Below are 17156 nucleotides of genomic sequence, written 5' to 3' on the forward strand. Positions count from 1 at the left end.
CCCGCGGAGCGGGTACCTGAGCGCTGCGCGCTCAGGAGAGACCGGCTTCGCTGCGCTCAGCCGGGGCGCCTTCGGCGCCTGCTCCTCCGCTTCGCTCCGGAGCAGTGAAACGCCTCGCTGCGCTCGGCGAGGCTCGGCTTCGCCAAGCCAGGGTAGGGACTGGCCGGGCTCGCTGCGCTCGCCCGAGCGAACTACCTCGCTGCGCTCGGTAGGGGCTGCTTCGCAGCCTGGGGCCGGCCTTCGGCTGGTGGCTCTCCCGCTGCGCTCCGGGCTGCTCTAGTCCCCGTAGGCCCGCTATGCGGGCCGGAAGTCCCTCGCTTCGCTCGGGAGTGACCCCGTTTCACGGGGTACTCCTGGCCCGGCCACAGCCCTGGTGCGCGTGCATACGCACAAGGGCCATGCCGACCGTCACTCGGAGCAGCTGAGGCACAAGTCAGCTGGCCCGAGCCCGATTATTATCCCATGAAGTAGTTCCAGGTCTGGTTGGCGCCGCCGTTACAGCCCCACTGGCTGGCCTGCGCGCCCCAAGCGGTGCTGAAGCCAGCTATCTCCAGGCACTGACCGCTGTTCTCATTCTTGATCGGCACGGGCGGCATCGAGGAGTCATGTTCCCGCACATCCCAATGCTGGTTGGCACCGCCGGTGCAATCCCACTGCCGGGCCGACGCGCCGTAGTTGGTGCCCCAGTCGGCGATCTCCAGGCACTTGCCGCTGTACTGATTCCTGATCACAGATACCCCGCTTGGGTAGATCCCGATCCAGGTGGGCACAATGTCCCAGCGCTGGTTAGCGCCACCGGTGCATTGCCACTGCCGAACCGGCGCGCCGTTGTCAGTGCGCCAGTCCGCGACCTCCAGACACAGCCCGCTGGCACCGTTCCTGATCGTGGTGTGGCCTTCCGCATACGCCGACGCCGGAGTGGCTCCCAGGCCAAACACCAGCCCAGCCGCCACAGTGACGGCGGCGACTACCGATTTAGCACGATTCATACGCATAATTTCCCCCGTTTCGTTGGTGCGGCTCGCAGGTAGCGACTGTCACTACGAACTTGCTTGGAAAGCCCGACAGTTGACTCCCACCCCGGGACCCTTCTGACCCCGGCAAGCCGCCCGTACAGTAGATCATAAGTTCGATAGCCCTGTGTCACCGAACTTGCCCAACTGCCACCGAACTTGCCCAACTGCCCCTGAAGTTGGACCACTGCACGGTTCGTGCCAGAACGTTGACTCCATTAACCCGAACATCAATGAGCAGTGCCACAACCCTGCTGAACAATCGGGCATGCTAACGGCGACCAACGAACACGCCATGAGGAGAAACGCCCTCCCAGGCTGGCCCGCAACCAGGGCCGACCACCAGTCAATGACTCAATCTTCTACCCGGATGAACTCTAGAACCGAGGTTGAGTAGCAGATACCACGACTCAGCATTTATGTCGCGGATCAGTGAAACTGCACATTGAAGCGCATGCGGGAGGAACTGGCTGCGACACCGCGTCTCCCTGTCCAGCTCAACTCATCCCGGTGACACCACTTGCACCGCATCGCACTGTCCCCACGAGCCGCCCCTCACCAGCATGACCAGCATGACCAGCCCAGAACCGAACACTGCCCGGAAGGACACCAGCTGCGGCCTGCTGGACAACCAGCCGCGGTGTCGCACCAACCTGCGCAACCAGGCCCCGAACTCAAGACTCCGCAGGTCAGACAGCTGGCATCCCCGGACTCTGCGCAGCTTCACTGATCGGCGACAGGTGGGGTCAGAGCGTGACAGGAGCTCAGAGTGCTACTGGTAGTGCGCAGTTCCGCCGTAGGACATGCCCAGGGCCACGGTGAGCTGCTTGATGTCGAGTTCGTCGGCAAGGGTGAGCAGCCGCGTAGAGCGCAGGATCCGAGGGAGGAGGCCGACCGGTGCGAGGCTGTCTCGGATGTGGGCTGCGCCGGCGGGGTTGGTGGTGACTCTGGTGAGCCGGGTGACCAGCACGTGCGGGTTGTCGGTGTGGAGGGCCTGGCGGTGGGTGAGACAGGCTTCCAGAGCGCGCCATGTGGCGTCATCGAGGGCGAGATCGACGCTGCGTCCTGGGAAGCGGACTGTTCGGGAGGCTGTGGTGATGTCCGTGAGGGTGAGGTGGCGGAGTTCGGTGGTGGTGGCAGCGTGCAGCAGAGCCGCCAGGCCGATGAACGCCTCGTGCGGCAGGACACCTTCGCCGGCCCTCCAGCGGCGGTAGAGGACACGCTGCTCGTCGAGGGTGAGGGTCGAGCCGCTGAAGCCGCGTGGCTGCGGGGCCTGCATAGCCGCGGCGGGATCGTGGAGCACCAGGCCGGTCCGGTGGGCGTGGGCGAAGAACTGCCTCAGCCCCGCGAGCCAGGAAGCCCGGCGGGCCGGATTCCGGGCCAGGAACGCTTCAAGATCGCCTGCGTTCACGCCCGCCCAGGTGGTGTGACCCTTCGCGTGGAGGTGGAGCGCCAGGTCCCGGACGGTGTCGAGGCGGATCTCGATGGTCTTGAGCTGATTCGGTCGCAGCCCAAGATTCTCGGCATTCTCCCGCCGGGCCACCAGCACGTCCGCGAACGCACGCACGGCGGGGCGCAGCGGGGCGGGGACGGCCGCGATCCGGCGCTCACGACGGACCGCGGCCCGCGAGCTCAGGATGTCTGCGGGGGCTTCGAGGAGGTCGTGGGTGTGGAAGAAGCCCGCGAGCAGCCGGCCGAGCCAGGGGCGCGTGCGGCGGGCTTCGGTGAGCAGATCGTGCGGGTCGGTTTGGCCTGTGTCGATGACGAAGCGGGCCGTGTGAGCGAGGGTGTCCGCGCCGTAGAAGACGTTGCGGTGCGTTGCCAGGTGCGCGGTGAGCGCGTCCCACCAAGCCGGCGTGCAGGGCATCCTGCGGGCCCAGCCTGCCGCGCGGGTTCTGACCGTGTGCGGCGAGTATTCGTAGCAGCGCTTGCACATGCCCCGCGCCCACTGGGACGCCACGCCGCATCCCGTGCAGGCCTCAGGCGGCCGGGCCCTGGCCGGATCGGAGCACGGACGGCACCACTGGGTCGCCGCGTCCGGAATCCGCCGGCGCCCGCATCGCCGACATGGGCCGAGCGCCGGCCTTCCCGCGGCCCGGCGCCGGCAAGCAGCGCACATCTCCTCCGCAGGGCGTCTGCCAGCCCCGCAACCAGGACACGTCCGTAAGCACCAGGCACACAAGCCCGATCCTGGGCGCAGCCAGCGCAACTTCGTACAGCCAGGACAGCGGCCCTGCACGGCGCCAGGAACAGACGCTGACATGGATCTTGAACCCGCCAAGTAGGTGGAAGGACGGCCGACGAAGAGCCGCAGGGTCAGAGGGGAGGCAGTGACCGTCTCCCGGCTACTCGCGACGGACCGGGCGATGGCCTCCCGCCTGACAGCCCTGCCAGCGCGGTTCCCGAGGCCGGTACCGGTGCTGCCGGACCGAGCACAAGTAGATCTCCAGGAGCACAGTCCAGGGCCGTACACAGCGCGGCCAGGGTGGACAGCTTCACCTGGGACGGCTGCTTGGTGAACAGAGCCGACACCGAGGCTGCGGACAGCTCCAGTCCCGCCTTCTCAACCAGTAGCCGCCGTAGCTGGGTCCCGGTCCACACACCGCGCTCCGCCGCCGCCATCCGCAACCGCCACTGAACGCCTCCCGGAGGGTCCGGGTCCGCAAGCCCGGGTCCTGGTGGGGTCATGTCCATCGCCCCTCTCCGGTCAGACGGCCAGGGCGCGGACGGCCGAGTCGGTGGCCCGCTTCCAGGCGTCCTCGACGAACCGCTGCGACGGCTTCACGTACGCCATCGTAGAGGCGATATGCCGATGCCCGAGAAGCTGCTGGACCGCGATCAGGTCCATGCCGCGCTCGTACTGGTGCGTCGCGCACGCCCGACGCAGCGCATGAGGTGTGAACCGCTCCTCCCAGACCACACCCTCAAGATCAAGAATCCGGGCCAGGCGATCCCGGACCGTCCCTGTCTTCAGCGGCTCGCCTTCGTCGTCACAGAACAGCGCCGGGCCGACGGGGAACAGCGGCCGAACGTCCTGCAGATACCAGGCCAGGATCCGGTCCAGGCCCTCCAGCATCGGCGCCCACCGCGGCCGCGGCCCCGACGTGTTCGCTGCCTTACCGAACCGCACATGCAACTTCCCCGACGGCCCGAGCCGCGGATACACATCCGCCTGGTCCAAGCGCACCAGCTCACTCACCCGCACCCCGGACAGGTACGGCGTGCGCAGCATCGCGTAGTCCCGCGCCGCGAACCGGTATTCGGAAGCGACCGCCACCTGGGAACGGACGAAGGAGAAGAACGCCTCCAGCCGCTCCCGGCTCGGAGGTGGACCGACCGCCGCGTCGTCACTGGCATGCCGCACGCGGTTGAACCGGTCCAGCGCGCTCCCGCTGACCGGCACCCCGAACAGGGCCCGGACCTGGGGTCCGTACCGCAGCGCGACGAAAGCATGGAAGTCACGGAGCATCTGCAGGTACTGCCGGCGCGTCCCCGCCGCCAGACCCGCCACTGCCAAAGCGTGGAGCATCTCATCGACGTCCTCGGCCTCCACCGCCCACACCGGACAGTCGAAACGCCCCAGCACACGAGACAAGAGCGAGCGGTAACCACGGACCGTCGACAGAGCGAACCCCCGCACCACCCACGACCTCGCGAACGCCTCAGCACACTCAGCCTGGAACACCCACGGATCCGCCCCAGCATCCGGACCAGCCAGCCCGCCACCCACGAGGCGCAACCCGCCCCGCTCCCCCACAGCCACCAGCCACACCCCGAAGCTCGTCAGTTAAGGCAGCACCTGAACAACCACGCCACCACCGACAGACCCAACGAGACACCGCAGGAAAAGCAACCGCTGCCAGCGAAACAACCGGCTCATCCACACCACATCTTCGACAGCCACTGCGCCTCGTCACAGACCAGGACATGCGTCTCCTCCAAGGCGCCGCGCAGCATCCGGTCGAACTCGATCGGCTGCCCCGGAGGACGGCCCTGCAGACCCAGAGCGTGGAACAGCTCGTGGCGCAGGTCGCGGGTCGAGGGGCGGGAGCGGAACTGGATCCGGCGTGTCAGCTTCGGCGCGAGCTCGCGCAACGAGGTGTTCACCGCCAGCGACTTGCCACGGCCCGCCTGCCCGTAGATACAGATCATGGCTCTGGCCTCGATCGCGGCACGGATGTTCTCCCGCGCCATCAGCAGGGCACGCGTGGAGACGACCTGGGCGCCCGGCAGGCGCATGAAGTGGTCCTCCCGCTCACGCGGCAGCCGTCCCTGCCGCTCAGCAGACACCATCGCTCAACACTCCCCGCTGTCGTCACGCACACCAGCCGCTCCAGGCGGCCCGCCATCGGCTGCCTCCGCCTGCCCGGCGTCCGCCTGCGCGCCGGCCGCCCTGCGAGGGCGAACAACCGGACGCGCCCAGGAAGCCGGGGGTTCACGGGGAGGGATCAGGTCCGGGAGCGCCCGGGCCGCCAGATCCACGCCCCTGGCCCGGGAGATCTCCGCCTCTGCCTGAGAAGCCGTGACCGTGTGCCGCGGGCGGGGCACGGCAGCCGTGGTCGTGGCCGTGTAGCGGGTCTTGCGCAGCTTCTCCGCCGCCTTCAGATCCGCCTTCAACTGCCGGGCCTTCTTCTCCCTGACCGAACTCAGCGCACGACGCTGCTCCGCCGTCGCCGCCTGGGCCAGATAGGCGGTCCCGAGGTGCCGGCCCCACTCCTCGGTGGAGAACACCTCGATCTGCCCGTCGTAGTGCGGCAGATACCTCAGCCGGACCCGCATGCCGACGTGCCCGACCATCCACGGCGCGATGTAGGCACGACGTCGCCAGCTGATCCCGTTCGTGGTGATCTTCCGGACCCGGCCGTCGTCCTCCAGCGCGAAGAACGCCAGCCGCTCCTCCGCCACGTCCTCGACCGGCGCCGGATCCGCCTCCCATGCCGCCAACGGCGTCATCCCCTTTGCGAGGCCCTCGGGATGGTGGCTGGTGTTCCACCCCCGCACCCACCTCAGCAGGGCCTCGACGAACTCCGGATACGACATGAGGTCCTCCACCCGGTCCGGACGGTGAGCACCGACCGGCCGGGCCCTGCGGGTATAGCCGGGCAGGGAGACCAGGAACATCTCCTCGACCGCATCGTTCAGCGCCTCGATGGTGCCCTTGCGGTACGGCTTGTACGCAGGCAGATCGTGGACGGGGACCGCGAAGGCGCCCAGAGCTCGCTCCACCGTCCGACACAGGAACTCCTTGCCCCGGTCCACGCGCACCACCCCGGGCAGGCCGCCGAACGGGCCGTACGGCTCGGTGCGGCTGATCCCCGTGCGCAGCGCGGCCAGGACCGCGTCCCTCGCCGGCTGATGCGGGGTAACCGCCACGCCTACGATCGCCTTCGTCGCGACATCGATGAACCACGTCACCCACGGACACACCACAGAGCCTTCGACGTCCACACGTACTGGGATCCGCTTGTGATCACCCTCCCAGCAGGCGTTCCGGTGCGTCCGCGGACGCTTGCCGTACACGTCATACCGACGACGAGCTGCTTCACCGCCCTTCAGGCCCGCCCGCTCCCCCACCGACAAGTCCTGACGCACGGCACGCTGCAGAGCACGAAGAGAAGGAACCGAATCCGCGACACCGGCCTTCGCCGCCTCGGCGAGCAGCTCGCGGTGGACCGCGGCCACATTCCCGCCCCACACCGCAAGACGCGCGCGGACATCCGCGCTCACACCGGCCCGAGCCGGCGGCCGGGCCGACAGACGCCCCTCACGCCGGGCCACCGACAACCAGCTCCACACCGTCCGCTCGGACACGTCCAAAGCCGAAGCAGTCAACCGCACATGAGCAGAAGCAAGTTCGCCACGACCATCGAGGGCCATCAGGCGCGTGAGTGCCGCCTCCCGCCCCACACCAGCCGACACCACCCAATCGGTGAAGCCACCGGCATCGCTGTCCGCCATCAGCCCCTCCCGCAGACGCCCATCCCCGCCCCGGAAACGCTGTCCACGACCACGCACCTCAAGCCGACACGCCGCACCGCATCCCACCAACGAGTGACTGCCCTGTGCGACTGATGCCTACGACAGCCGGCAGTGGTGCGCCGGGCGTCGCAAAAATCGGCTGGCGGCCCCCTCTCGGCTCGGTGCAGATTGACCTTGCGAATCCGGGGAGAGCGTTGGGGGTCGGGTGATGGGTGGCACACCTTGGACGGGTAACGACCGTGGCCACAACGATGTGGTTCACGGGCGCTGGCTGCGGCTGCTGAACCGGTCCACCGCAGAGCCCGGCTACCGGGACGAGTGGTACTACGAGCAGTGCGGTGGGTGCCGGTTCTGGATCGCGCTCAGTGGAGAGCTCGGCCAGGACTGGGGCGCCTGCACCGACGCCGGGTCAGCCTTCGACGGGCGGCTGCGTTTCGAGCACGACGGCTGTGAATCCTTCACCGACCGCGAGGACGGAACATTCGGCTGACCACTGCATCTGAGCCGCAGTGGCCTCGGCCGCGTGAGACCACCCGTCGCAAGCCCTGCCGCACTGTTGACATACACGCCCGCAACCTTCGCCTTCAAAGGACAGCGGCGGCCCAACAGGCCGAGCAGTCAGGCCCTCCCACAAGCCCACACACGCGACAGCAAACCTTCAGCGGGAAACGACACCGGCCTTCAGTAGAAAAACGACACCCCACAACCCACCCACCAGCCAAAACAACCTACTGAAAACCCTGTCGCCAACCACTGCAACCCACACGTCGCGCATCATGACCCCATGGACGGCCAAGCGCGGCACAGCAGCCGTCGAGTAGCGGTCTAGGACGGTGTGATCCGGTACGTGAGGTGAGTTACCTGGGGGGAGTCGACCACCCGTGTGGGCACGAGGCTGAGATTCGGTGAGACGCCGTCGAAGAGGCGGACTCCCGAGCCGAGTAGGAGGGGTGCGAGGTGGATCTGGAGCTCGTCCAGCAGCCCGGCGGCGAGGTACTGCCGTACGGTGTCCGCACCGCCGGAGATCTGTACGTCCTTGTCCCCCGCGGCCTTGCGCGCCTGGGCCAGCGCGCTGTCGATCCCTTCGGTCACGAAGGTGAAGGTGGTGCCGCCCTGCCGCACCCACGTTCGCGCGGGGTGTGGGTGAGGACGAAGACGGGGGCGCGGAAGGGCGGCGGGTCGGGCCAGCCGACCTCACCTTCGGCGAACATCTGCCGCCCCATGATGTAGGCGCCGGCGCGGGTGAAGTTCTCCTGGACGATGTCGTCGTCCTGGTTGGTCTCCCCGCCCTTGATGCTCTGGCGCTCCCGCCAGCTCTCGACGCCGAAGACCCACTCGTGGATGCCCATTCCGCCGTCACCAAGCGGGTTGTCGGGGTGGGAGTTGGGCCCGGCGATGAAGCCGTCCAGAGACATGCCCAGACTGGCGAAGACATTGCTCACGCCTGCTCCCCCGTGGTGAAGAAGCCGGTCAAAACGGGGGCGAGGACCTCCGGGGCGATGCCGTGCTCCTGGCCGGGGAAGACCTGCAGCGTGAAGTTGTCGGCCAGTGACGCGAGTTCCCGCGCCCCGTCCAGCATGTGCGGTGCGCCCGCGTCCCCGCTGCCCACGAGGACAGGCACCGTCACGGACTGCCAGCGGTCGGCGGGCAGCGGCCGGCCGGACATGGTGTCGCCCATGACCTGGCCGTCGTAGGGCAGGGTGCGTGCGTTGGCCTCCATGCCGGACCAGAAGGGGGCCTGGCGCATTCCGGCGACGGCCTCGGCGGGCATGCCAACGGCCGCGGTCATGAAGTAGGCCACGGCATCGCCGTACGCCCCCTGCCCCACGAGCTCCGTCAGGTGGGCGACGTAGTCGACGGGAAGCGGCGGGCGGCTGTCGTCGGTGATGAAGGGCGGCTCGTACACGGCCAGTCGGGTCACGGCGCTGCCCCGGGCCACGGCTTCCAGGGCCAGCACGGCGCCCGAGGACATGCCGAAGAGCATCGCCTCGCCGCCCACGCGCTCGATCAGCGCGTCCAGGTCCTCCACCTCGCGCTGGACGTCGTACGCCGCGCTGTCACCGCTGTCGCCGCGGCCCCTGCGGTCGTAGGTGATCACGGTGCAGTGCTCGGCCAGCAGGCCGGCGAGGGCGGCGGAATCGCCGCGCGTCATGAAGGCGCCGCCGACGAGCACTACGGCAGACCCTGCGCCTTGCTGCTCATAGGCGATAGCCGTGCCGTCTGCGGAGAACACCTTGTCCATGAGAAGCCACTCCAAATGTCTGCGCGGTACGCAGGGCCAGAAACCCTGCGTTCGGAACTAGACGGTACAGTACCCATATGAGTACTGGTCAGTCCAGTACTCTTCTGTGGGGGCGAGACGGATGGAGAAGGAGTCGATGATGGACAGCCGTTCAGCGCGCAAGCACGAGGCGATCCTGGAGGCCGCGACCAGCGTCTTCCTCGACAAGGGGTACTCGGGGACGAGCATGGACGACATCGCAAAGCGGGCCGCGGTGTCCAAGCAGACCGTCTACAAGCACTTCGCGGACAAGGAGAAGCTGTTCGCCGAGATCGTCCTGGCCACCACCGACCGGCTCGACACCACCATCGACCTGCTGGCCGGCATCCCGACCGACGCCGCCAACCTGGAAGAGAGCCTCACCCGGCTCGCCCGCCAATTCCTGACGACCCTCACCCACCCCCAGGTCATCCAGCTGCGGCGCCTGATCATCGCCAACGCCGACGTCTTCCCCGACCTGGGAACCGAATGGTACGAGCGGGGCTTCCAACGAGGGCTCGCCACTCTCGCGGCGACCTTCCAGCGACTGGCCGACCAGGGACTGCTCCGTATCGAGGACGCCCTCCTGGCCGCTAACCACTTCTCCGGTCTCCTGCTGTGGATCCCGGTGAACAAGGCCATGTTCACCGGCAGCGCCCAGCACACCGACGCCGACCTCGACCATTACGCCGCAGCCGGCGTACGCGTCTTCCTCGCCGCCTACCGCTGACCCCGCAAAGCCCCCATCCGACCACCTCTTGAGAGAAGGCCGTATGACCTGGTCCGAACGCACCGTCATCCGCGACGGCGTCCGCATCTTGTGAACTGGCACGCCCATGGCAGCCGGTCGTCCTCCTGATTGGCACCGGACGGCAGCAACTTCGTCACCTCGTGACAGCCATGATCACTACAACCGCCCAGGCTGAGCAGGAGACAGTCATCCCGCCCTGGCTGACGCCGATCCAGTGCCACCGCCGCACCCATTCACAGGTGAGCAGCCGTGTGGAGCGCAGGACGCGCGGGAGGAGACCGACCGGGGCAAGGCTGTCACGGACACGGACCGCTCCCGCCGGGCCGGTGGTGACGGCCTCTGGCCGCCGGCGCCTTCCTCGCGCCGACGGCACGCTGGTGGGCACGCACGGCTGTCGAGTCCACCGAGACGTCCCAGCCGATCCGGCCCGCGGCGTCCTCGACCGCCTGGATCCGAGACAAAAGCATCGTCCACGTTCCACCAGCTGACCAGCAACGATGCCGTTTTCAGACCGTCTCCCACGGCCCGAACCACTCCGGCAGATCCCGCCACTGCACACCCGTCCGGACCCGATAGAGCACCCCGTTGATCACCCGACGGTGCTCTCTCCACCAGCCCGCACGAGCACCACCGGGAGGTAAGAACGACTCCAGCCACTCCCACTCCGCGTTCGTCAGATCCGCACAGCCCATACAACCAGCCTGACCCCAACACCCCACTCACATAAGGAGATCCGAGAAAGATCGCCTAGGCTTGCTGACCGGGCCAGGTACACCGGCCCGATCGTCACTCATGGGGGAAGTCGTATGAAGAAGATCCTCACCACTGCCGTGGCAACAGGCCTGGCGCTAGGGGGTTCCTTGCTGGCCGCACCCACGCAGGCCTCCGCAGCCTCTTGGCACCACATCGAGAACATCAACGGCCGGTGCCTGGAGGTCGAGAACGGCTCGAAGGCAGACGGCGCCCGCGTGCAGCTCTGGGACTGCGTGGGGCAAGCCGCAGCCAGCTGGCACCTCGTACCGACCGGATACGAGTCAGGCTGGTACTACATCGTCAACGACGCCACCGGCAAGTGCCTGGAGATCGAGAACGACTCGTGGAAAGACGGTGCCCGGGCACAGCAGTGGACCTGCAACGGGCAGAATGCAGCCAAGTGGTCCTTCTCGTGGAAGGACGGCCACTACCTGATCGGGGGCCTCTCCAACGATGAATTCCTGGAGGCCGAGAACTCCACCAGCTACAACGGCGCCCGTGTGCAGCAGTGGAGCCTGGAGGGCCAGCGCGGGGTCTACTGGAATCTGACGTGAGCCTGCCCCGCCGCCCGTGATCCACAGCCCTCACGGCACGCCGACGCCATAACCTCCGGTCAGCAACAGGACCTGCCGTCAGAATGATCTTGAGTTGTGGATCATGGTGCCGTGATACGTCGCCATGAACTGTCCGATGCCGAATGAGAACTCGTACAGCCGCTGCTGCCCCGGCCTGTTCTGGGGCAGCAGCGGCCAGACAACCGGACAATCCTCAAAAAAATCGCGTAGAAGTTCCACACCGGGCCGGAATGGCAGGACGTACCCGAGCGATACAGCCCGTGAGCCAGTCTCCACACCCATTTCCACCGCTGGGCAGCGGACCGAACCCCACAAACCTATGGCCCGCCAACCAGAAACAACACCGTGACCTGCCGGAAGTCCGGGCAGACCCTGGGCGGGACAAGCCCCTACACCGGTACCGGACTCACCGGCCGACCTCGCCGGAGCCCCCTTCGGCCGGCTCGTACCCGGAGCGGCCACCCGGCCCGAACAGACTGCCTCCGAACGGGTGTCCTCCGGCCGTACCCGGCGGACCCACTGGCGGCGCTACACAGTGGCGCGCCATTCGCCTTCGAGGCTGCTGAAGATCATGGAGTCGCGCCAGCCGTCGGGAAGCAGCGCCGTGTCGCGCAGGCGTCCCTCATACGTCATACCGATCTTGGACAGCACTCGGGAGGAGCCGAGATTCCTCGGGTCACAGGAAGCATGGATCCGGTGAAGCCCCAGCTCGCCGAAGCCGTGCGCGAGCAGCTGCCGACTGATTTCCGTGCCGATACCCTGCCCCCATACGCGGGAATGCACGATGTATGAGATCTCGCCCTGGCACTGCTTGTGGCTGCGAACATCAGCTCACCCATGCCCACCACATCCCGCCCGACGCGGGCGACATAAGGAAACCGGCGCTGAGGGATGTCCGACCAGGCCTTGACCGCGCAGTCCACGAAGTCCCGCGTCTGGACCTCCGTGTTCGGCCCCCAGGACTGATAGCGAGGGCCTTCGCCCGTGAAGGTGGACACGCGGTTGGTTGTCACGCGGCGAGCATGAGCTTAGCCGTGTGGTGTCGTCGCTCGTATTCGTTCGGGCTGAGGTGGCCGTTGGCGGAGTGCCGGCGGCGGGTGTTGCAGCGAGTCAGCCAGGCGAAGACGGTCCTCCTGCAGGCGACGGGGTCGCCGTAGCCGTGGGCGCCCTGGAGGGTCTCGCGCTTGAGAGAGGCGTGGAAGCTCTCGCAGGCCGCGTTGTCCGCGCTGCTGCCGACAGTGCCCATCGACCGGGTGACTCGCAGATCCGAGCACAGGTCGGCGAAGGCCCGGGACCCGTATTGCGCCCCGTGGTCGGAGTGGAACATCGCGCCGTCCAGGCCGCCTCGGGTCGCGGCCGCCATCCGCAGCGCGTCGGCGACCAGGTCGGTGCGCATGCGGCCGGAGCGACAACGACATGCACAACCGACAGGCCCGCAGCGCGCCGTCCGGGTCAGTGCCCCTCGCGGACTTCGAAAACGCCGCTGTCCCAGTACACGGACGGCTCCTCGGCATCGCTCGGCCAGTCGCTCTGCAGATGGCGGCGGCCGTGTCCCAGGGCCCCTACCCGGTGCGGGCTCAACCGCCCCGCCACCAGGTCGTCCGCCTCGGCGTCCGTGATCGGCAGCACGGTGCGGTACTGCGCGTCCTGCGAGGCGACCCCGTCGATGTACTCGGTGAACACGCTCACGAAGGCCTGCGAGCACAGGCCGCACCGCTGAACAGAGACGATGAAATGCGAGTCGTCCCGAATCATCCTCTCGAGCCGAACCCCGTCGCGGCTGCTGTGGTGCGCCCGCGCCACCGCAGCGTCCTCGGCGCAGCATGCCACGCACCCGAAACCCGCACGGTCACTACCGTCTTGCGAACCCATGGATCCCCCACCCCTTAGCCGTCCCTGACCGGCCCCCCACCCTAACAACCCACAGTGAGGCCCGGCCGCTGAACCAACGAGCATGCGCCGCCCGACCTGCGGGCAAGCAAGCCGTCTGGCGAGGCCGGACAAGTTCGCCGGCGGAAGCTGGACTTCTTCGAGAGCCCGCGGCCCGGCAGCGCTTCCACGGAAAGCTGCTCCTGGTCGGATGCACAGCGGCGGCCGCGCGTGGCGATACGCGCGGCCGCCGTGAGTGCGACGCGGTGACGTAACGCAACGCCCGACACCGCGCGGAGACGCCCCAGGTCAGCCGTTCCGCCCGTCGGCCTCGTGGCGCCGCCGACGTGGCGGACATTACCGAGCTCTCCCCCACCGAGGGCGACCCGGGACGGGGGTGCAGCCGCATCGCGGCTCGCGCCAGCGGAGCCAGCTCGGGAAACACCGCGGTGACATCGACCGGCCGCGGCGGTGTGGTCCGTGCGAAATCCATACTGTCGATCTTGTCACCGGCCACCGACAGCCCCGGCCGCCCCAACCGACGCCCACGCTCGACCGGCCGGGCAAGGCACGCTCGCTCGCTCGGTCACGGTGACGACGAGCCCGCCTGTGCGGCGACTGCCGTCAGGCCTCCCCCGTGAGCCGGAGGTGGGTGCGTGCGGCCTCTCTCAGGTGGTAGTCGCGGCCGCGTCCGCCGTGCCAGTCGAGGATCCGGCGTTCGGAGCCGGCCCAGGTGCGGAGGTGGGGGCGGATCCCGTCCGGGGTGATGCCGAGTTCGGCGAGCGTCGCCAGGGCTGTCGGGGAGGGAGCCCCGCAGCCGTCGTCGGCAAGTTGTTCCCGTACGAGGTCGAGGAGGACCGGCACACACCGTGCCTGCGGGTCCTCGGTGATGCGGTGATGGGCTCGCGCCGCCGCGAGGCGGGGTGCGGGCCAGGGGCTCGCCAGGGCGGCCTCGACCCGTGGGAGGAGGGGACGGGCCGCCGGTCCCAGGAGGGCGACCGAGCGGAGGTGGGAGGCCGGATCGGGATCCGCCGACAGGAGGGCGATGGCGCGGTCGGCCGGGCCTCCGACACGGGCCAGGGCGACGGCCGCCGCGACGGCGTTCCCGGCGGTGGACTGCCCACTGTGCCGATGTGCCATCAGGTCCCAGAAGTTGTGCTCGTCGGCCGGCGGCTCGTCGCCGTCCTCCTCGTGGGCGATCTCCCTCAGTGCCGCGATCGTTTCGGGGTCGGCCGATCCCGCGTCCCCGAGGGCCCGTGCCACGTCCGTTATGTGCTCGCGTGCGCGCAGCAGACGTCCGAGTTCCGGGTGGAGCCGCGGTGTGACGGCCGGTGTGAGGCGGGTGAGCGCGCGGTTGTCCTCGGTGAGGTACGGGGACCTCAGGACGGCCCGCCAGAGGTCGAAGCGCCCGGTCGAGGCGGCCAGGGCGCCGAGGGCGTCGGTCTCGTCCTCGCCGTCGGGATCGGTGACGAACTCCGTCAGGCGCTCGTCACCGAGCAGTCCGAGGATGAGCCGGGGGGCCCGGGGGGAGTGCGGTCCCGTGCCGGCGGCGAGGGGAAGCAGGGCGGCGGCGAGCCCGGGGTGGGCGGGCCGGCGGGTGAACGGCAGGAGCGCTTCGAGACTCCGGAACGTGGTCGGCCGCGCGTGGGGGACGGCGGCGCGCAGCAGGTCGACGGCTTCGTCCTCGCGGTCGCGCCATCGGGCGGTGAGCCGCCACGCCTGATCGGACCCCCGGCCGTGCCGGTCACCGGCGGCGATCCGCTGCCGGGCCACGGTGACCAGGGCCTTCGGGTCCGCGTCGAGGACCCTTGCCCCTCGTCGGCCGTGGTCGGGGAGGCCGACGAAGCGGGTCCGGTCCCGGCCCGCGCGGCAGCCGTGGGCACCGGCCTCCGCCAGAGCGCCGACCAGCCGGTCCGGGTACGGGGCCCCGGCTTCCTCCATGAGCAGTACGGCGGCCGCTTCCCGCAGCACCGGCTCGGGATCCGCCAGGGATGCGGCGGACCACCGCCGGACGGCGCGCTGCTCGGTGTGCTGCCGCTGGACGTCAACGAGCGGCTGCGCTCGCTCAAGGGGCGCAGCCTCACCTTCGACCGCACCGCGCCGGAGACGGCCCGTACGTACGCGCTGGGCCACAAGGTGTTCCACGACGCCGCCGTCGCACAGATCGGAGATCTCGCCCCGTACGCCCGGCGGTTGCACGACTGGGCCGACGACTACCGGAGCCGCGGCTGGCCGGCGGACACCCCTTCCTATCTCCTGCACCACTACACCGCCGCTCTCCTGCACTCCCCCGGCACCGCGGACCGGCTGGCCGCCTTCGCCCTGGACCCGCGGCGCCGGCACCGGCTCCTCGCGGGCGCCGCCATGGACGTCGCGCTGGCCGACCTGGACCGGGCGGCCCGCGCCACCCCGGGCTCCGCCCCCGCCGACCTCGAAGTCCTCGCCGCGGTGGCCGCGTCCCGCGAACTCGTCAGCGCCGGGTCGCGGCCCCTGCCCCGCACCGTCCTGCGGGCCTTCGTCGGCCTCAGTGACACCCGCCGGGCCCGTGGCCTCGCCCTGGCCTCCCGGTATCCGCAGACCAAGGCCTCCGCCCTGGCCGACGTCGCCCGCGCCCTCACCGCCGCAGGCGATCCGGACGCCCCGGCCGTCGCCCTTGAGGCCCGCGCGTGGGCCCTGGACGCCCTCATGAAGTCGCATCCGGCGGACGGGGGGCGAGGAGATGTGTGAATGGGCCGCCGCCGAAACCGCTGTCGCACTCGTCGAGTCCGGGCAGGGGAAGGAGGCCATGAGGCTGCTCACGCGGGGCGGCTGCGATCCCTTCGACTTCATCACCGCCGCCACCTCCTGTCCGCCACAGGACGCCGTGCTGAGGGGTGAGCTGCTGGACGAGGCGGAGTCCCGGACCGGGCGCACGCCGATCGGAGCCCTGCCTGTGCCAGGGGTAACGAGACTCGAAGCCTCGGCGCTCATCGCGCGCGTCGCCCCGGACCGGGCCGAGAGGATGTACGAGCGGATCGCGCGGCAGATGCTCTCTTCCGAAGCCCGGGCGGAGCAACTCGCCATCGCCGCCTCCGCCCTGGCCACGGCCAGACCCGCCGAGGCATCCGCCTTCGCGGAGCGGGCCCGCGCCGGGGTCACCGCCATGCTCCGTGCGGACGAGGGCGTCCCCGATGACGGGTGGTTCCCGTACGTCCTCGAACGGGTGGTCCGGGCCCTGCGGGACACCGGGAACGAGCACCTGGCCGAGCGGCTTCTGGAGGATGTGCCGCCGGAGCTCCTCGCCGGTCCCGTCGACACCGGATTCGACCTCGCCAATGACGCGGACCACGACGATCCCGCCGTCGAGGCACTGGCACATGAGGCACTCGCCCGGGCCGAGCGGGGCAGGGGGCCGGAAGCGCGGGAACTGCTGGATGAGGCGCTGCACCGGCATGCGCGGGGAGGTGATCCCGGCGGTTCGGGCCGGGTGCGCTGGCCGGTGTTCCTGGCCGGTGCGCTCGCCGCGGCCCGGCCCGTGGAAACGGGCGGAGATGAGCCGGGGCAGCCGATGGGCAGGCGTACGTACCGTGTGGGCGACAACCTGGACGCCGACGTCCGTGCGCTCGCCTCCGCGCTCCGGGATCCGGTGGAGCGGACCACGTCCTACGCCTTCGCCTCGCTCGTCCGCTCGGCGACCGGGCGGCCCGGCTCCGCCGCACGCCTGGCGCGCGCCGCCGCGTCGGCCGCGCGTGCCCTGCCCGTCTCCGTTGGGGCGGGGGACGCCAGGGCCCTCACCGCCCGGGCGCTGGCCCACACGGGCGACGGCCGGGGAGCGGCGGAGATGCTGGAGAGGGCCGTCACACCCACTGAGCGGCTTCTCCTCGCCCAGGCTCCGTACCGTCGCCGCCGGCTCGCGGTGCCGGCCGGGCTGGGCATCCACCTGCCGAACGAGGTCAGCCGGAGGATCGACGCGGAGC

Annotated in this window: 17 protein-coding genes and 1 pseudogene; 4 read left to right on the forward strand and 14 right to left on the reverse strand. The window is 69.5% G+C overall.

All coding sequences use genetic code 11. The annotated features are described in order from the left end of the window. Positions 1–455 precede the first annotated feature (455 nt). The 6 genes from ACZ5D2_RS27015 to ACZ5D2_RS27040 form a co-directional block, all read right to left on the reverse strand. A complete protein-coding gene (locus tag ACZ5D2_RS27015; RefSeq protein ID WP_371681436.1) occupies positions 456–989 on the reverse strand; it encodes an RICIN domain-containing protein in 534 nt (177 codons plus the stop codon). A gap of 796 nt (positions 990–1785) precedes the next feature. Beyond that, the gene (locus ACZ5D2_RS27020) at positions 1786–2880 is read right to left on the reverse strand and encodes an integrase (protein ID WP_468932739.1); all 1095 of its coding nucleotides are present in this window, start codon (positions 2878–2880) and stop codon (positions 1786–1788) included. Between the two features lie 449 nt (positions 2881–3329). Next, complete coding sequence (locus ACZ5D2_RS27025) at positions 3330–3707, reverse strand: helix-turn-helix domain-containing protein (RefSeq protein ID WP_468932742.1); 378 nt, start codon at positions 3705–3707, stop codon at positions 3330–3332. Between the two features lie 13 nt (positions 3708–3720). Then, positions 3721–4785: a tyrosine-type recombinase/integrase gene (locus ACZ5D2_RS27030; RefSeq protein ID WP_468932744.1), complete on the reverse strand. Its 1065-nt coding sequence runs from the start codon at positions 4783–4785 to the stop codon at positions 3721–3723. Between the two features lie 104 nt (positions 4786–4889). Continuing rightward, positions 4890–5306, reverse strand: coding sequence for an ATP-binding protein (locus tag ACZ5D2_RS27035; protein ID WP_468932747.1), 417 nt, complete (start codon positions 5304–5306; stop codon positions 4890–4892). A 3-nt stretch (positions 5307–5309) separates the two neighbouring features. Then, positions 5310–6971: a Mu transposase C-terminal domain-containing protein gene (locus ACZ5D2_RS27040; RefSeq protein ID WP_468932750.1), complete on the reverse strand. Its 1662-nt coding sequence runs from the start codon at positions 6969–6971 to the stop codon at positions 5310–5312. A gap of 274 nt (positions 6972–7245) precedes the next feature. On the opposite strand from ACZ5D2_RS27040, the gene ACZ5D2_RS27045 reads away from it, so the two are divergent. After that, positions 7246–7482 carry a DUF3027 domain-containing protein gene (locus ACZ5D2_RS27045; RefSeq protein ID WP_331737768.1) on the forward strand — a complete coding sequence of 79 codons (237 nt, stop codon included), beginning with the start codon at positions 7246–7248 and terminating at the stop codon, positions 7480–7482. Between the two features lie 335 nt (positions 7483–7817). Here ACZ5D2_RS27045 and ACZ5D2_RS27050 read toward each other — a convergent pair whose 3' ends face one another. Genes ACZ5D2_RS27050 through ACZ5D2_RS27060 form a run of 3 tightly spaced genes read right to left on the reverse strand, consistent with a single transcriptional unit; the run spans position 7818 to position 9234 of the window. Further along, entirely contained in the window at positions 7818–8084 is a 267-nt protein-coding gene (locus tag ACZ5D2_RS27050) for a dihydrofolate reductase family protein (protein ID WP_468932752.1), read from the reverse strand. Next, positions 8081–8434 (reverse strand): dihydrofolate reductase family protein, encoded by a 354-nt coding sequence (locus ACZ5D2_RS27055; protein WP_468932754.1) that lies wholly within the window; start codon positions 8432–8434, stop codon positions 8081–8083. Before ACZ5D2_RS27055 ends, ACZ5D2_RS27050 begins: the two co-directional genes overlap by 4 nt. Next, positions 8431–9234 carry an alpha/beta fold hydrolase gene (locus ACZ5D2_RS27060; RefSeq protein WP_468932757.1) on the reverse strand — a complete coding sequence of 268 codons (804 nt, stop codon included), beginning with the start codon at positions 9232–9234 and terminating at the stop codon, positions 8431–8433. The genes ACZ5D2_RS27055 and ACZ5D2_RS27060 overlap by 4 nt, the downstream gene beginning before the upstream one ends. Positions 9235–9373: 139 nt before the next feature. Here ACZ5D2_RS27060 and ACZ5D2_RS27065 point away from each other — a divergent pair, with 139 nt between their 5' ends. Then, the gene (locus ACZ5D2_RS27065; RefSeq protein WP_468172998.1) at positions 9374–9982 is read left to right on the forward strand and encodes a TetR/AcrR family transcriptional regulator; all 609 of its coding nucleotides are present in this window, start codon (positions 9374–9376) and stop codon (positions 9980–9982) included. A gap of 341 nt (positions 9983–10323) precedes the next feature. Here the strand turns inward: ACZ5D2_RS27065 and ACZ5D2_RS27070 are convergent. Beyond that, positions 10324–10695 (reverse strand): annotated as a pseudogene (locus ACZ5D2_RS27070) (transposase); the annotation flags it as partial. A gap of 114 nt (positions 10696–10809) precedes the next feature. Between ACZ5D2_RS27070 and ACZ5D2_RS27075 the strand changes: the two are divergent. Then, on the forward strand, positions 10810–11310 hold the full coding sequence (locus ACZ5D2_RS27075; RefSeq protein ID WP_331737778.1) for an RICIN domain-containing protein: 501 nt from the start codon (positions 10810–10812) through the stop codon (positions 11308–11310). Positions 11311–11859: 549 nt separating this feature from the next. On the opposite strand, the gene ACZ5D2_RS27080 is transcribed toward ACZ5D2_RS27075, so the two are convergent. The 4 genes from ACZ5D2_RS27080 to ACZ5D2_RS27095 all read right to left on the reverse strand — a co-directional run bounded on the left by ACZ5D2_RS27080 (position 11860) and on the right by ACZ5D2_RS27095 (position 15171). Continuing rightward, a complete protein-coding gene (locus ACZ5D2_RS27080; protein WP_468932762.1) occupies positions 11860–12114 on the reverse strand; it encodes a GNAT family N-acetyltransferase in 255 nt (84 codons plus the stop codon). Between the two features lie 226 nt (positions 12115–12340). Next, positions 12341–12856 carry a transposase gene (locus ACZ5D2_RS27085; RefSeq protein WP_468932901.1) on the reverse strand — a complete coding sequence of 172 codons (516 nt, stop codon included), beginning with the start codon at positions 12854–12856 and terminating at the stop codon, positions 12341–12343. Next, positions 12784–13020 (reverse strand): hypothetical protein, encoded by a 237-nt coding sequence (locus tag ACZ5D2_RS27090; protein WP_371681536.1) that lies wholly within the window; start codon positions 13018–13020, stop codon positions 12784–12786. The genes ACZ5D2_RS27085 and ACZ5D2_RS27090 overlap by 73 nt, the downstream gene beginning before the upstream one ends. 804 nt (positions 13021–13824) lie before the next feature. Then, positions 13825–15171, reverse strand: a complete 1347-nt coding sequence (locus tag ACZ5D2_RS27095) for a hypothetical protein (RefSeq protein ID WP_468932764.1) — start codon at positions 15169–15171, stop codon at positions 13825–13827. Positions 15172–15228: 57 nt separating this feature from the next. On the opposite strand from ACZ5D2_RS27095, the gene ACZ5D2_RS27100 reads away from it, so the two are divergent. Then, positions 15229–15927, forward strand: a complete 699-nt coding sequence (locus ACZ5D2_RS27100; protein WP_468932767.1) for a hypothetical protein — start codon at positions 15229–15231, stop codon at positions 15925–15927. Positions 15928–17156: the final 1229 nt, after the last annotated feature.

The organism is Streptomyces sp. NPDC031479 (assembly GCF_055581065.1).

What these genes read in the sequence shown, in the direction of transcription:
- ACZ5D2_RS27015 (WP_371681436.1), bottom strand. Translation starts at nt 989, where the DNA reads ATGAATCGTGCTAAATCGGTAGTCGCCGCCGTCACTGTGGCGGCTGGG.
- ACZ5D2_RS27020 (WP_468932739.1), bottom strand. Translation starts at nt 2,880, where the DNA reads ATGCCCTGCACGCCGGCTTGGTGGGACGCGCTCACCGCGCACCTGGCA.
- ACZ5D2_RS27025 (WP_468932742.1), bottom strand. Translation starts at nt 3,707, where the DNA reads ATGGACATGACCCCACCAGGACCCGGGCTTGCGGACCCGGACCCTCCG.
- ACZ5D2_RS27035 (WP_468932747.1), bottom strand. Translation starts at nt 5,306, where the DNA reads ATGGTGTCTGCTGAGCGGCAGGGACGGCTGCCGCGTGAGCGGGAGGAC.
- ACZ5D2_RS27040 (WP_468932750.1), bottom strand. Translation starts at nt 6,971, where the DNA reads ATGGCGGACAGCGATGCCGGTGGCTTCACCGATTGGGTGGTGTCGGCT.
- ACZ5D2_RS27060 (WP_468932757.1), bottom strand. Translation starts at nt 9,234, where the DNA reads ATGGACAAGGTGTTCTCCGCAGACGGCACGGCTATCGCCTATGAGCAG.
- ACZ5D2_RS27065 (WP_468172998.1), top strand. Translation starts at nt 9,374, where the DNA reads ATGGACAGCCGTTCAGCGCGCAAGCACGAGGCGATCCTGGAGGCCGCG.
- ACZ5D2_RS27075 (WP_331737778.1), top strand. Translation starts at nt 10,810, where the DNA reads ATGAAGAAGATCCTCACCACTGCCGTGGCAACAGGCCTGGCGCTAGGG.